Annotated in this window: 12 protein-coding genes; 6 read left to right on the top strand and 6 right to left on the bottom strand. The window is 32.3% G+C overall.

Features of this window, described 5'->3' with window-relative positions; translation table 11 throughout:
- Positions 1-68 precede the first annotated feature (68 nt).
- Positions 69-1,088: a WD40/YVTN/BNR-like repeat-containing protein gene (locus OF897_RS11330; RefSeq protein WP_267265795.1), complete on the bottom strand. Its 1,020-nt coding sequence runs from the start codon at positions 1,086-1,088 to the stop codon at positions 69-71.
- 49 nt (positions 1,089-1,137) lie between these two features.
- A complete protein-coding gene (locus OF897_RS11325; protein ID WP_323809048.1) occupies positions 1,138-2,781 on the bottom strand; it encodes an APC family permease in 1,644 nt (547 codons plus the stop codon).
- A 166-nt stretch (positions 2,782-2,947) separates the two neighbouring features.
- Here OF897_RS11325 and pnuC point away from each other — a divergent pair, with 166 nt between their 5' ends.
- From pnuC to OF897_RS11300, 5 genes are all read left to right on the top strand, one after another.
- Positions 2,948-3,625, top strand: coding sequence for a nicotinamide riboside transporter PnuC (gene pnuC / locus OF897_RS11320; RefSeq protein WP_267265794.1), 678 nt, complete (start codon positions 2,948-2,950; stop codon positions 3,623-3,625).
- Positions 3,622-4,185, top strand: a complete 564-nt coding sequence (locus OF897_RS11315; RefSeq protein WP_267265793.1) for a hypothetical protein — start codon at positions 3,622-3,624, stop codon at positions 4,183-4,185. The genes pnuC and OF897_RS11315 overlap by 4 nt, the downstream gene beginning before the upstream one ends.
- A gap of 99 nt (positions 4,186-4,284) precedes the next feature.
- Complete coding sequence (dapF, locus tag OF897_RS11310) at positions 4,285-5,055, top strand: diaminopimelate epimerase (protein WP_267265991.1); 771 nt, start codon at positions 4,285-4,287, stop codon at positions 5,053-5,055.
- 31 nt (positions 5,056-5,086) lie between these two features.
- Positions 5,087-6,112, top strand: a complete 1,026-nt coding sequence (gene mltG / locus OF897_RS11305) for an endolytic transglycosylase MltG (protein WP_267265792.1) — start codon at positions 5,087-5,089, stop codon at positions 6,110-6,112.
- A gap of 167 nt (positions 6,113-6,279) precedes the next feature.
- Positions 6,280-8,784: a TonB-dependent receptor domain-containing protein gene (locus OF897_RS11300; RefSeq protein WP_267265791.1), complete on the top strand. Its 2,505-nt coding sequence runs from the start codon at positions 6,280-6,282 to the stop codon at positions 8,782-8,784.
- 51 nt (positions 8,785-8,835) lie between these two features.
- Here OF897_RS11300 and OF897_RS11295 read toward each other — a convergent pair whose 3' ends face one another.
- The 3 genes from OF897_RS11295 to OF897_RS11285 form a co-directional block, all read right to left on the bottom strand.
- On the bottom strand, positions 8,836-9,276 hold the full coding sequence (locus tag OF897_RS11295) for an adenylyltransferase/cytidyltransferase family protein (protein WP_267265790.1): 441 nt from the start codon (positions 9,274-9,276) through the stop codon (positions 8,836-8,838).
- 18 nt (positions 9,277-9,294) lie between these two features.
- Positions 9,295-10,317, bottom strand: a complete 1,023-nt coding sequence (gene galE / locus OF897_RS11290) for a UDP-glucose 4-epimerase GalE (protein ID WP_267265789.1) — start codon at positions 10,315-10,317, stop codon at positions 9,295-9,297.
- Between the two features lie 451 nt (positions 10,318-10,768).
- Positions 10,769-11,893: a DegT/DnrJ/EryC1/StrS family aminotransferase gene (locus tag OF897_RS11285; RefSeq protein WP_267265788.1), complete on the bottom strand. Its 1,125-nt coding sequence runs from the start codon at positions 11,891-11,893 to the stop codon at positions 10,769-10,771.
- A 161-nt stretch (positions 11,894-12,054) separates the two neighbouring features.
- Here OF897_RS11285 and OF897_RS11280 point away from each other — a divergent pair, with 161 nt between their 5' ends.
- On the top strand, positions 12,055-13,656 hold the full coding sequence (locus OF897_RS11280; protein ID WP_267265787.1) for a S8/S53 family peptidase: 1,602 nt from the start codon (positions 12,055-12,057) through the stop codon (positions 13,654-13,656).
- A gap of 4 nt (positions 13,657-13,660) precedes the next feature.
- Here the strand turns inward: OF897_RS11280 and OF897_RS11275 are convergent, their stop codons facing one another.
- Complete coding sequence (locus OF897_RS11275) at positions 13,661-15,307, bottom strand: alpha/beta fold hydrolase (protein ID WP_267265786.1); 1,647 nt, start codon at positions 15,305-15,307, stop codon at positions 13,661-13,663.
- Between the last annotated feature and the right edge of the window lie 122 nt (positions 15,308-15,429).

Below are 15,429 nucleotides of genomic sequence, written 5' to 3'. Positions count from 1 at the left end.
TAATCAAAGGTAATTTGAAGAATGTTTAATTGAGTTTAATTTAAAAAGATAAAGTCTATCTCAAGAATTTAAAATTTTAATTTCATTAAAGAAATTTTATCTTTTCCTGCAAGAACGACAGTATTTTTATCAATCCATTTACAAACATAAAAACCTTTTTCATCTGAAATTTTTTTCCATGTTTTTCCAAAATCTGAAGAATAACTGATGTGTTGATCTCCAACGGAAATAATTTCTTTTCCATTTGAATTTGGTTTTATTTTTACACAAGTTGTATAACCCGCATTTTTTCCCGAGGCCTGAATCTGCCAAGTTTCACCGCCATCATTCGTCGTTGCAATATTGTTTAGATTGGCTTCCTGTTTTGTATAATCTCCACCAACTGCAATGCCGAATTTTTCATTTGCAAAATCAATTGAATAAATTCCCTGTGAAGATTCTCCTTGAGTAAATGGCGTATTGAAAATCTCAAATTTTTCATTTTTAAATGATAGTCTTAAAATTCTTGAAGATTTACCACCCGTTGCAATCCATAAATAATTTGAATTTGAAACTATATTTGAGTTACTTGCAGCAAAAGCAGCTTCTCCTTTATTTAATTTAATTCCATTTTCGATAACAAACCAACTGTTACGACCTTTAGAATTAAAAACAGCTAATCTTAGATTATTTCGCTCATCAGAATCGCTAAAAGCATATGCTAAATCAGCATTAACAAAATGTAATGCATCATAAAAAGCTGTTTTCAGAGTATCTTTAAAAATAATTTGATGTGTCAAAGTTTTTTTGTCAATTCTAAAAAACTGAGCCGGGCTTTCGATATTGATTGCATAAAAAGAGTTTTTATCCTGAGCCAAAGTTCTGAACTGCAATTTCTTTTCAGATAATCTAATTTGCTTCTTATTTTCAGGATTTTTTAAGTCTACAAAACCAAATTTAGAATCCGTTCCGCTGTACCAGACTTTGTTATCATGTAATTCGATTGCTCTGATACTTATTTTATCATTTAAAATAGTTTCAAAACTTACATTCTGGGAAAAGAAAAATGTTCCGAAAAACAGATATAGTGTAGGAAGGATTTTTTTCATATCAGTCAAATTTAATCAAAAAAAATTCCGCATAAAGCGGAATTTAAATTTATTCTTTATTATCGATATTGATATCGATGTCTTCTAAAGGTTTTTGTTCAGCCTTAAATGTTTCGCCATAGGCACCATTTTGTAATTTTGAATTTCTTTTACTGTAAAGGAAGTAAATAATAAATCCAATAATCAACCAACCAAAAGAATATTTCTGAGCCTCAATACTTAAATTGAAAATTAAATATACGTTGATTGCAATTCCTAAACAAGCAATTACAGGCAATGCAGGAACTCTGAAACTTCTAACTAAATTTGGTTCTTTTACTCTTAAAACCCAAACTGCAACACAAACCATTGTAAAGGCAAATAACGTCCCAAAACTTGTCATGTGTGCCAATTCATTAATTGGTGTTAATGATGCTACAATTGCAATAACTGCCCCTAAAATCATTAGGTTTTTTCTAGGAACTCCTGATGTAGGATTTACTTTTGAAAATGTAGCAGGAATAAGACCGTCTTTAGACATTCCTAAGAAAATTCTAGACTGTCCCATAATCATTACCATCAATACAGAAATTAAACCTACTGTAGCTGCAACTGTAATAATATAACCTGCCCAAGCCTGACCAGCAATATCAAATGCATACGCAACAGGAGCTTTAATCGCATCAGGATATTTACCTAGAGGATTAAAATCTGTATAATGCATCATTCCCGTAAGAACCAGTGAAACCAAAATATATAAAATTGTACAAATCACTAACGAAGTAATGATCGCAAAAGGCACATCTTTTTTAGGATTAATCGCTTCACCAGCTTGTGTTGAAACTGCATCAAAGCCTACATAAGCAAAGAAAATAGCAGAAGCTCCGGCTACAATTCCGGCAACACCATATGCATTGTGAGTGACTCCGTTTTCTGTAATAGTTGTTGCTTCAGGGATAAACGGTGACCAGTTCGCAGTATCGATGAAAAATAAACCGGCTATAATTACAAATATAATCGCAGAAACTTTTAATATTACAATGAAGTTATTTGCTTTAGCAGCACCTTTTGTACCTCTTAATAAAATCCAGATTACAAATAAAACGATAAGTAAAGCAGGAAGATTTAAGAAAAGTTTAAAATCTAAAATTTCAGGTGCAGCATTAAAATTATTAATAGTTTCGTGAAAACCCAATAATTTGTCTGCGGGAAGTTTTCCCTCTGCAATCTGCTTTGTAGCTTCACCGAAAGCTTTATTGGCAGTTCCGGGATCTGTAGTCATCCAATAAGGTAAATGAAGACCAAACATTTTGAGAAGTTTACCAAAGTAGCCCGACCAGGAAACGGCAACCGTCATCGAGCCCATCGCATATTCTAATATTAAACCCCAACCGATGATCCATGCAAAAATTTCACCTACAGTTCCGTATGCATACGCATAAGCAGAACCTTCTACAGGAAGTATAGATGCAAACTCAGCGTAACACAAAGCTGCAAAAACGCAGGCAATACCTGCAATTACAAAAGACAATGCCAATGCAGGACCCGCATTATAATAAGCACCGGTACCTGTAAGTACAAAAATTCCTCCTCCGATAATAGCTCCAATTCCGATAGCAGTAAGGCTCCATTTTCCTAAAACACGTTTTAGTTCGCTTTTCTGTATGTCGGCTTCATAAGCACTCATTGGCTTTTTCGCCCAAATTTTTGACATATTTTTTTTATTTATTAAAGATTTACGAAAATATAAAAATTTTAGAGACCTTAACATTTATTAATAGGTTTTCGTCAATTTATTTTAATTTTAAATTATAAAAAACTGATTTACACTTTGTTTAATGCATTTTACAGTGCTACATTTTTTAGTTATTTTTGAAACCATGAATTTATATGATCTTTTCATAAAACCGTATGAAACCTATACAAATTTGCAAATTCTTTTAGAAGCTACCGCTGCAGTTTTTGGAATTGTGAGCGTATATTTATCAATTTTAAAAAATATTTGGCTCTATCCTACGGGAATTATTTCTACACTAATTTATGTGTACATTCTTTTTAACTTCGGGTTGTTGGGAGATTGTATGATTAACATTTATTACACGATTATGAGTATTTATGGCTGGATTTTATGGCATAAAAATTCTGAAGATCATATTCATGTGGATGTAACTTATGCGACAAATAAAGAATGGATTTATTCAGTTTTACTATTCATTTTAAGTATCATTCTTGTTACTGTCATTTATTATTACAAACCTTATATTGACAATCAATTTTCAATGGAAGGTGCAAATCTAGGCTTAGATCATTTAGATTGGGCAAATTGGCTGGATGTTGCAACGACCTCTACATTTTTGGTCGGAATGTGGCTTATGGCGAAAAGACGCGTTGAAAACTGGATTTTCTGGATACTCGGAGATTTAATTTGTATGCCGATGTTTATTTATAAAGGTCTTGGAATCACTTCGGTTCAATATTTGGTATTTACAGGTATGGCTATCATGGGATATGTCAGTTGGACAAAAAGTTTTAAAGAAAAAAATACAGTAAAGTCATGAGAAATTTAATAAAAATAACGTTAGGAATCTTCATTGGTTTAAGCTTAACATCATGCGCAGTCTATAGCGACAATTATTCAGCTTACGGAGATCCTTATTATGATAACGGATATTATTATGCACCTCAAGCATATTATGGCACTGGTGGATATTATGGAAACGACGGATATTATTACAGAGATGATATGAGATACTATTATGATAATGGTGCACCTTATTATTACGGAAATAACAGAACGAAAGTTTATGTAGAAAAAAGAAGCGGTTCTTCGGGACAAACTAGTGGTTTCGGAAATAACAATACCGTTACTCCGAGAAACAATAATAACAGCGGAGGTTTTAGAAACAATACTCAATCCACAGTTCCTAGAAGGACAACTCCAAGAAACAACAATGGAGGTTTCAGAAATAGTACTCCACAAAACAACACGCAACAGGCGCCAAGAAATAACAGCAGTGGCTTTAGAAATAATTCAAGCGGAAATACAACGCAGCAAGCACCACAAAACAACAGTCAGCCACGTCAAAATAATGAAAATCGTTCCGGTGGTTTCAGATAATAAATAAGTATTCTAAATAGTAAAACGAGCAGTAAAATCTGTTCGTTTTTCGTGTAAAATAAAGTAATTTTGCAGGTTAATTTAAGAGAGATAGAAAGTATGGAATTTTATAAATATCAAGGTACAGGAAACGATTTTGTCATGATAGACAACCGTTCCGGAGAATGGGATAATTTATCAATTCAAAATATTCAAAAACTGTGCGATCGCCGTTTCGGAATCGGAGCAGATGGTTTAATTAAAATCAATGCAGCAGAAAATGTAGATTTTGAAGTTGATTATTACAATTCTGATGGTTCTAAAAGCTTTTGTGGAAATGGAGCACGGTGTTCTGTTGCTTTTGCTCATTTTCTCTCGATTTTTAAAGATAATAAAACAGTATTTACAGCCATTGACGGACTTCATGAAGCTGAAATCAAAGATGGTATTGTAAAGTTAAAAATGGGAGATGTTGAAACGATTTTAAATGATGGAAACGATTTAGTTCTTGATACCGGTTCACCACATTACGTAAAGTATGTTGAAGATATTGCTGATTACAAAGTTTTCGCAGAAGGAAACAGCATCAGAAATTCTGAAAATTACAAGGAAAAAGGGATCAATGTAAACTTTGTTGAAAATATTTCTGATGATGAAATTTTCGTAAGAACCTATGAACGAGGCGTTGAAGACGAAACTTTTAGTTGTGGAACAGGAGTTACCGCTTCTGCTTTAACTTTTCTGCGAAAAACCAATCTAACTTCTGTAAAAGTTAAAACGTTGGGCGGAAACCTTAAAGTGTATGCAGAAAAAAATGGAGAATCTTTCCATGAAATCTGGCTTGAAGGTCCTGCTAAACAAGTTTTCAGTGGTAAGGTTGATCTTATTTAAAAAAAACAAAAACTTTTAATCTATTGTAATAATGAAAAAAGCTATTCTCATTATCGTACTTATTATTCTTGCTGTGGCAGGATTTTTTGGTTTAAAATTCTACAATAAATATTATGGAAATAACGTATCAAAAGACGGATATGTTTTAATTCCGCATGGTGCAAAATTTAATCAGATTTTAGATTCTATCGCTCCTTATATCGACAATAAAGAATCTTTTCTTGAAGTAGCAAAAGATAAAAACATGGATGAGTTTTTCAAACCGGGTCGTTATCATTTCACAAAAGGTGCAAACAACACGAGTTTGGTGAACATGATTAAAGCCGGAAATCAAAGTGAAAATTCATTCAGAATTGGTGATTTTGGAGATATTTATCAGATGGTAGGAAAAGTGAGTAAAAAAACGGAATTAGATTCTCTAAAATTCGTTAATGATTTAGATAAAATAGCTGCTGAAAAGGGATATAAAAACGCTGAAGATTTAAAAAAATTTTTCTTCATTGATACGTATAACTTTTTCTGGACGGTTACTCCGCAAGAATTTTTCAAAAAATTTGAAGACCAATACAATGAATTCTGGACTTCTGAAAGAAAAGCTAAAGAACAACAATCTGGTTTAACAAGAGAGCAAATCTACGCTTTGGCATCTATTGTCTACAAAGAATCAGGAGGAAAACCAGATGAAATGAAGACGATTGCAGGATTGTATTTAAACCGTTTCAAAAAAGGAATGAAATTACAGTCGGATCCAACGGTAATTTACGCAATAAACAAACAGACAAATTTCAAAGAATCAATCAAAAGAGTTTTGTATAAACATCTTAAAACTCCATCGCCTTATAATACTTATGCCAATGCAGGAATTCCTCCGGGACCGATTTGTGTGGTTGATAAAAATTCGGTGGATGCAGTTTTAAGTCCAGATCAAAACAACTATATCTTTATGTGTGCAGATCCTGCGAAATTTGGTTATCACAAGTTTACAGACAGTGCAGAACAACATGTAATCAATGCAAAAGCTTATCAGGATTGGCTAAATTCAAAAAATATCAAATAATAAATAAATTTAACTTTAATTTAACAAATTAATAATTAACAAATCGCTCTCAAAGGCGACCTATCTATTAAAAATAATAAACGAATCGTAAAATTGTGGTATTAGCGCTTTTAATAATTTCATAAAATTAAAACCTTTTTATTACAATTTTATCTAAAGAATACCTTATGAATCAGACGGAAATAATCAGTATTTTCACAAAGAAAACCCTAGGACTTACTTTTGTACTTTCGGTAGCGGCTTTTGCTTTTGCTCAGGACAAAGTAGGAATTTCGGGAACAGTGGTAGATAAAAGCAATCAACCGGTAGCTTATGCATCTGTAACATTCAGTAATAAAGCAAATAAACTTTTCAGTGATGCGACACTTACTGACGAAAAAGGAAACTATAAATTAGACCTTACTCCCGGAAATTACGACATTACAATAGAAGCTATCGACTATAAAAAAAGTGTTCTAAATAAACAAATTACAAAACCTGGAAGCATTGGTGCACTTTCTATTGAAGCTGAAGCAGCAAGTACCAATCTAAAAACTCAGGATATTCAAGGTGTTACCATTACAGTAGCTCAAAAACCTTACAAAGTTGAGTTGGATAAGAGAACTTATGACCCTTCTCAGGATATTGTAAGTAAAGGAGGAAGTCTTCAGGATGTTTTGTCGAATGTACCTTCAGTTTCTGTTGATACAGATGGAACTGTTTCTATGAGAGGTAGCTCAAACGTTCGTTTTTTAATTAACGGTAAACCTTCTGCTCTTCTTGGAATTGACGACGGAGCAAATGCTTTACAAAGTATTCCAGCTGATCAGATTGAAAGAATTGAGGTGATTACCAATCCTTCCTCTAAATTTGAAGCGAGCGGAACAGCGGGTATTTTAAATATCATTTTAAAGAAAACCAAGAAAACAGGTTTTAACGGTAGTGTTATCGGAACTTTGGGATATTTACCTCAAACCAATTTAAATACTAATTTAAGCTGGAGAAAAGGAAATCTTACGTGGTTCTTAAATGGTGGCGGTGGTTATCGTGAATCTAAAAATACGAATAGAAACAATGCAACATTCTTCAATGCTGTAAATGGTGGAAGAACTCAAACCGATCAGGAATCGATTACTAAAAATAAAAACAGTAATTATAACGTTTCTTCAGGTATCGTTTATGATATTTCTGACAAAACATCTGTAAACGCTTCAGGAACTGTAAGAACTTTTGAAAGTGACAACATCGGAAATATTACTTACGATTATCGTTTTTTAAATACTCCTGGGCTGTTTACAGAAAGGATAAATACAGGTTCTAATAACAATTTAGCTTTTCAGGGAGACTTTGGTTTAGATCATAAATTTGACGATAAAGGTCAAAACCTTGCATTATCTTTAAGTTTACAAAGCAACAGATCGTACAACAATACAGATGTAAATCAGGTTACCAATAATATTTTTGAACTTCAAAATTCAATCAGCCAAAACACAAGAAATAAAACTTTGGTTGGAAAGGCTGATTATGAACTTCCAATTGGTGAAAATTCTAGAATTGAAGCAGGTTACAGATTAGACATCAATAATAACAATTATGATAATGATGTTTTGGAGCGTTATGCTTCCAATGAAGACTTTCATTATCTAAATAATTTTACATATAATGCAAATTATGAGGAAATGTTTAACGCAGGATATGTTCAGTTTAAAAGTAAAATTGGAAAATTAGGATATCAAGTTGGAGTAAGAAATGAATATTCTAATGTTAATATTAAATATTCTAATCTAAATGCAGATACAGATAATATTGACAACAAAAAAAGCTACAACAATATTTTCCCAACTGTATTCTTAAGCTACGAAATTGCGAAAGACAATCAGTTTTTACTTAATTACTCAAGAAGAATTGACAGACCGAGATCATGGTTTTTGATTCCTAATCCGAGTTATACTGATAACCAGAATATCTTTGAAGGGAATATTGATTTAAATCCTTCTTATGTTGATTCTTACGAACTAGGTTACAGCATTTCTAAAGGAAAGTTTACGATTAACCCTACTCTTTATTACAAACATTCTACAGATGACGTAAAAATGTTGGTATATTCTGATGAAGGAATTTTTAAAACTAAACCAATAAACTTAGGAAACAATGACAGCTATGGTTTAGATTTAAACTTTAACTGGGATGCTACAAAATGGTTAAAATTCTTAGGAAATGTAGATTTATTCGGTTACAATTCAACAGGAATTTACAGTGGACCTGAACTTAAAGGAAAAGATCCAATGTCTTTCGAAGGAAAAGGTTTTTCTACAAGGGCAAGATTGACTTCAACCTTTAAAGTTGATAAAACATTCAGTTTTCAGCTACAAGGTTTCTACAGAGGAGCTCAAAAAACAGCTAATCAAGACAGAAACGATATGTATGCTTTAAACTTTGGTGCATCAAAAACAATTTGGAAAGGAGACGGAACTTTATCATTCAATATTCAGGATATTTTCAATACCCGAGCAATGAGAAGTACTACCAACAATGCTGAATTTACCAGAGAATCTTATATGCAATGGCAACCAAGACAGTTTGCGGTATCATTAACTTACAGATTTAAACAAGGTGAAAAGATTGAACAACCTAAGAGAAAGAAAGATGTAAATTCTAATGCTACAGGAGACGATCAAGGCGGACCGATGTAACATCAAAATATTATTCAAAAAAATCCCGAAAATTTAATTTTCGGGATTTTTTTATTTTACTAAATTTTTAGCAGCTTCGGCTTCGTAGATTCTTTTCCTTAAATCACTTGAAGAAAATCTGTGATCTCTTTTATTATAAAAAATCTCAATTCCTTTTTCTTCGCAATATTTTTTACCTGTAAAATCTTTGTCAAGATAATCATCACCGATAATCCTAACATCAATTACAAAAGACTTTAAAATATCCTCCAAATCCTGCTCAGTATAATAAGGAATAATCTCGTCTACAGCATTTACAGCTTTCAACTGAATGTATCTTTCTACAATGGTTTGTGTTGGTTTATTTTTAGTCGGACGGTCATGTGAAGGATCAATCTGCAAGCCAACAATCAGGTAATCACAAACAGTTTTTGCCTCTTCCAACATTTTGATGTGTCCTGCATGCAGAAGATCAAATGAAGAAAATGTGATTCCTATTCTCTCGTTTTTCATGTGTTTTATTTATAAAGTTTAATTCTTTCTTGAATCTAAATATTTCTGCCATTCCCAGACAGTTCTCAATGATTCTTCTAGAGAAGTTTCAGATTTCCAATTCAAATTCTGTTCCGCTTTATCGGCATTTGCATAAGCAATCGTAATATCACCTTCTCTTCTATCACAAATTTGGTAAGGTACGGAAACTTCGTTTGCAATTTCAAAAGCTTTTATTACCTCCAAAACTGATGAACCTTTTCCCGTTCCTAAGTTAAAAATGTCTACAACTACCTCTTCCGAATGATTATCCATTAATTTCTTAAGAGCAGCAACATGCGCTTTTGCAACATCTACTACATAAATATAATCCCGAATTGGCGTTCCGTCTTCTGTTTCATAATCATTTCCCCAAACATTTAATTTCTCACGGATTCCTGCAGCAGTCTGCATTACATAAGGAACTAAATTATTAGGTACGCCAATTGGCAATTCTCCCAACAAAGAGGAAGGATGTGCTCCAATAGGATTAAAATATCTCAAAAGACTTACCTTTCTTTTATATGCCTGAGCAAAATCTTTCAAAATCTCCTCTCCCATTTGTTTTGTCTTTCCGTAAACACTTTCCGGCATTTTCAAGGGAGTGTTTTCGTCAATCGGCATTTCATCTGCTTGTCCATAAACAGTGCAAGACGAACTAAATATAAAGTTAGATATATTTCTTGATTTAAATTCCTGAAGAATATTTATTAAAGAAAATAAATTATTTTCATAATAATCAACCGGTTTTTCCTGACTTTCACCCACTGCTTTAAATGCTGCAAAATTAATACATCCATCAATTTGATGTGCATCAAAAACCTGATTAAGAAGTTCTTTTCTTTTTAGATCAAAAGGATAAAAAATAGGTCTTTTACCCGTAATTTCCTCAATATTATGTAAAATGAACTTTTCTGAATTTGATAAATCATCTACGATTACAACTTCAAATCCACTATTAATAAGTTCTACAACTGTGTGAGAACCGATGTATCCAAGTCCGCCTGTGACTAATATTGCCATTTTTTACTTATGTTTTTAAATTTTGGTTTTGTCCAATTTCATCAATCTCCAATTGAATAAAGTCAGTTTTAACTCTATATTTTATAATCAAGAAAAATAATCCGAATAATATACTATAAACAATAGGAGTCATAATATAATCCATAGAGTCATTTCCAAAATTCCTAAAAAAAAGTTTTTTAAAAATACCAAAAGTGATAATTAAAAAAATTAAAATTAATGATATTGAATAGGTTAAAATTGACAATTTATTTTTGCTAATTAGTAATAACACTGATGAAAAAGAAAGCGCCTCAATTATAAATATTAAAACGGTGTATATATCAAAAAGTGAATTAATTATTATTCTATTGTAAAGCCCAAACCCAAATGCAATACAGAAAAAAATATTTACCAGGAAAACTATCCAATAAACAAATTTATATTTAAAAACTTTCCTTTTCATTAATTACTAACCCATAAATTCCAACACAGCATCCGTAATATACTTCAACTGTTCTTCATCCAATTCGGTGTGCATTGGAAGAGAAATTACCTGATCCAAAAGCTTGTCTGTATTCACAAAATGAGCATCATTACTTTCTTGGTAATACGCTTTTTGTTTTCTTAAAGCAACAGGATAATAAATCATCGCAGGAATTTCCTTTTCAGTAAGGAATTTTTGTAAATCATTACGTTTTCCGTTTAAAATTCTTAATGTATATTGATGAAATACGTGCGTTGAATATTCTGCTCTTTTTGGCGTTAAAATATTTGCATTTCCGGCAAAAGCTTCATCATAATAATCTGCAGCTTTTCTTCTAGCATCATTGTAAGAATCAAGATTTGGAAGTTTTTTTCTTAAAATAGCAGCCTGAATACTGTCTAATCTTGAGTTTACCCCTACTTCATCGTGATAATATCTTTCATACATACCATGATTTACAATTCCTCTTAAACGATGAGCTAAATCATCATTATTAGTAAAAATTGCTCCTCCATCACCATAGCAACCTAGGTTTTTAGATGGAAAGAAAGAAGTTGTTCCAACTGTTGACATTGTTCCTGCATGTCTTACTTCACCACTCGAAAAAGTATATTGAGAACCGATTGCCTGTGCATTGTCTTCAACAACAAATAAATTATGATCTTCAGCAATTTTTAAAATCTCCTCCATATTCGCACACTGCCCGAAAATATGTACCGGAATAATCGCTTTTGTTTTTGGAGTAATTGCTTTTTTGATGGCCTCTGTTGAAATCGTAAATGTATCGTAATCAACATCTACCAATACAGATTTTAATTTTAATAAATGAATAACTTCCACAGTTGCTGCAAAAGTGAAGTCAGCCGTAATAATTTCATCACCTTCCTGTAAATCCAAAGCCATTAAAGCGATTTGTAAAGCGTCTGTTCCATTTGCACAAGGAATAACGTGTTTTACATCAAGATAGGTTTCCATTTCGTTCTGGAAAGATTTTACTTCAGGTCCGTTGATAAAAGCAGCAGAATCCATTACATTTAAAACTGCATTGTCTACATCATTTTTAATTTTGTAATACTGACTTTGCAAGTCAACCATCTGTATCTTTTTCATATAAATTTTATTTTTTTAAGTTTTTCTATCGCTTTTATTTATTGAGTTTTATTTTTTCAAACTGAGCGATTTCTTAAACGAATATTTTCGTAAAAATAAGGAATTTAAAGTGCTATCAAAAATTTTATTGATTTTGTTTTATCTTTATGCAAAATTATGAGATGAAAAAACTTTTACTCTTTTGTTTTTTAGCCGGTTACTCTACAACTTTTGCGCAGACTGAGCTTGTATTTGTTTATTTTACAGGAAAACCAAACAAAGCTGCCTTTTATGCAAATCCACTTTCTGAGCTTACCCAAAAGTCGTTGAACAGACGTACTGCATTAGGAATTGCATTAAATGACCAAGATGCTCCCATTGAGCAAACCTATATTCAAAACTTACAAAATTTAGGATTTACAATTACCGATTATTCAAAATGGCTGAATGGTGTTGCCGTAAATGTGAATCAGGCTCAGGTAAATATCATCAAAGCACAACCTTTTGTACAATCTGTGGAAAGTTTTGCTAAAAATTCTTCGTTGGTTTTAAAAACCAGCCAAACCAATAAATGGTCAGATTTTGAATTGGCTCAAAAAAACATGACTGTTTTTGATTATGGAACAGGTTCAGAGCAAATTGACCAGATAAATTTAAGACCACTCCATCTTGCCGGATTTACCGGAACAGGCGTAACAATTGCTGTTATAGACACTGGATTTCCTACTGTAAATACTGGTTCGGCATTTTCAAGATTATGGACGAATAGTAAAATTAAAGGCGGTTACGATTTTGTTTCAAAAGGAACAGATATTTATAATACTTCATTGAACAATCACGGAACGGTAGTTTTAGGTGCAATTGGCGGTTACATTGCGAATACTTTTGTAGGTTCCGCACCAGATGCAGATTTTTATCTTTACAGAAGTGAAACCACAACTGCAGAAATTCCTGAAGAAGAATTATATTGGATTGAAGCGGCCGAAGAAGCAGACAGAAAAGGTGTCGATATTATTACTACTTCTTTAGGTTACAATAATTTTGACGACCCAAGATACAGTTACACTTACGCCGATATGAACGGCTCAAAATCTTTTATTGCAAGAGCAAGTGAAATCGCTGTAAACAAAGGAATTTTTGTTTTAATTGCAGCCGGAAATTCTGGAGAAGTTCCTTGGCATTACATTACAACTCCGGGTGATAATGTGAAAGTTTTCACTATTGGTTCGGTTGATTCTGCAGGAAATTCATCCGGATTTTCTTCGTACGGACCAAATTCTTTAGGAATGATAAAACCAGACGCAAGTACAAGAGGAAGTTTTTCAACGACTGTAAGTGACAATACTACAATTTCGGTTTCGGGAACGTCGATTGCAACACCGATTGCTGCAGGTGGAGTTGCCTGTTTAATTCAGGCTTTTCCGGCAATGAACAGAGATGTTATGAGAACAAATCTGAGACAGACTGCCTCATTGTTTCCTTCCCACACGAATCAAATGGGTTATGGAATTTTGAATTTCGGGAATTTCTATAATTCAACATTAAACACTTCAGAACTCGTTAAAAAGAAAAATTTGGCAATCTTCCCAAATCCCGTAAAAAATATCCTTAATATTGCTAGTGAAGCACAAGTTAATTCAGTTGAAGTTTACGACAATTTAGGAAGACTGATTTTAAAATCTTCACAAAAATCAATCAAAGTAGAAGATTTTGCTAAAGGAACCTACTATTTAAAAATCCAGACAAAAGATAAAGTTTACTATGAAAAGTTTTTGAAAGAATAATCGATTATTTCTTCATAAACTCCAAAATATCCTGATTGAGCTGCTCTGCATTTTCAAAAGGAATCATATGAGTAGCATCTTTGTAGATTTTCAATTCGGAATTAGGCATTTGTTTAGCCATAAATTTGGTGTGCTCTTTTGTGATAACATCTTTTTCTCCGGCAATTACCAAAACTTTATTCTGAATTTTATTTAACTGTTTCTCAGTGATTTTCGGTTCTTTCAACATTAATTTTAATAATCTGCCTTCGTTAAAATTCTCCGGCTTGTTTTCAAGCTGTGAAACTTTATATTTAATACTGAAATTATCAATCAAATCCTTATCAATACCCTCAGGAAAAGCGTTTGCACCGATTGTAATCAATTTATTCAGACTTTCAGGATATTTTAAGGCAAACTCCAATCCTGTATTTCCGCCGTCACTCCAACCTGCAATATTTATCTTTTGTAAACCTAAATGATTTGCCAAAGTTTTTACATCATCTGCAAAAATCTTATAATTAAAATCTTTTTTAGTCTTATCTATACTTTTTCCCTGCGCTCTTGTATCCATCACAATTACTTTATATTGTTTTGAAAGCACCGGAATCTGCTGATAAAAATCTTTTATACTTCCCGAATTTCCATGTAACAGAAAAATTGGTTCGCCTTCGCCATACACTTCATAATAAAGGTTTGCATCTTTTAGATTTAAAAATTTTCCGGCTTCATTGTTTTTTCCATAAACCCCTTTATTTGCTTCTTCAACATATCTACTTACATCTCCAAAATCATAAGCAAGAGCTTTGTCATCAAATTCTTCCTGCTTATTTTCATCTTTAGCGTTTTTATCAACTTTCACATCAATATTAATCGCAGGAGCGGCGATACTCATTTTTTGCCAGTCACCATAAAACTTTCTTAAGTAACCTGTTCTGAAAAGGGCTGCACTGATATTTAATCTGCCTTCAAATTCTTTTAAGAACTGAATTCCAACAAAAAATTTGCCTTGAACCCAAATATTCTTATCATTGACATCCAAAGTAAAAGTTTGGTCAACAATTTTATCTTTTGTCAGTTCGACTGTAATTTCCTCATCAAGAATACTTTCATTTGGGAAGCCATTTTTTTCATTGTAAATCGTATATCGCATAATCACAGGTCGATCTGCAGTAATACTTGCAATATTCAGATTGATATTTTTGATTTTTGATCTCTTACTTGCCTTAAATTCCAAAGCAGTTTCACCTAAAAAATCTTCTTTTTTAAAAGCTGGATTGACTGAGTACATCACAGATTTTGTTTTTGTATTCACACCCCAGTTTTTATCAACTAATTTTTTAGGTTTTAATTTAACTTCCTGAATATTTTTAATTTTTTCTTTCAGATAAATTTTTTGAGAATTTTGCTTGATGAAATCTGAAACATTCTCAGTGTAGGTTTCATAACCCGCAACTTCAATTTTAATTTTATTTGCAGTATTTGCTTTGGAAAGGTCAATGGTGAAATTTCCGTTTTCGTCGGTAACTACTCCAATATTCTCTTTTTCTACACCGATTTTCACATAAGAAATAGGATGATTTTCATCTTTGGAAATAACCGTTCCGGAAATAGTTTGAGATTGATAAAGTCCAGCTATAAAAAGTGGAATTAGAAAATTGAGTTTTTTCATGATTATAATTTGAAGCAAAAATCTCAAATCTCAATACAATTCACTCTTAAAATCCTATTAAATTTGAGTTTGATTTCGTTAAATATTATTTAAAAAATCACATTAAAGTGAACCGAATTCTT

It is taken from the genome of Chryseobacterium formosum (genome assembly GCF_026460885.1).
Lineage (GTDB): Bacteria > Bacteroidota > Bacteroidia > Flavobacteriales > Weeksellaceae > Chryseobacterium > Chryseobacterium formosus.
Note: the sequence above shows the minus strand (reverse complement) of the source record. Positions and strands in the feature narration are given on the sequence as shown.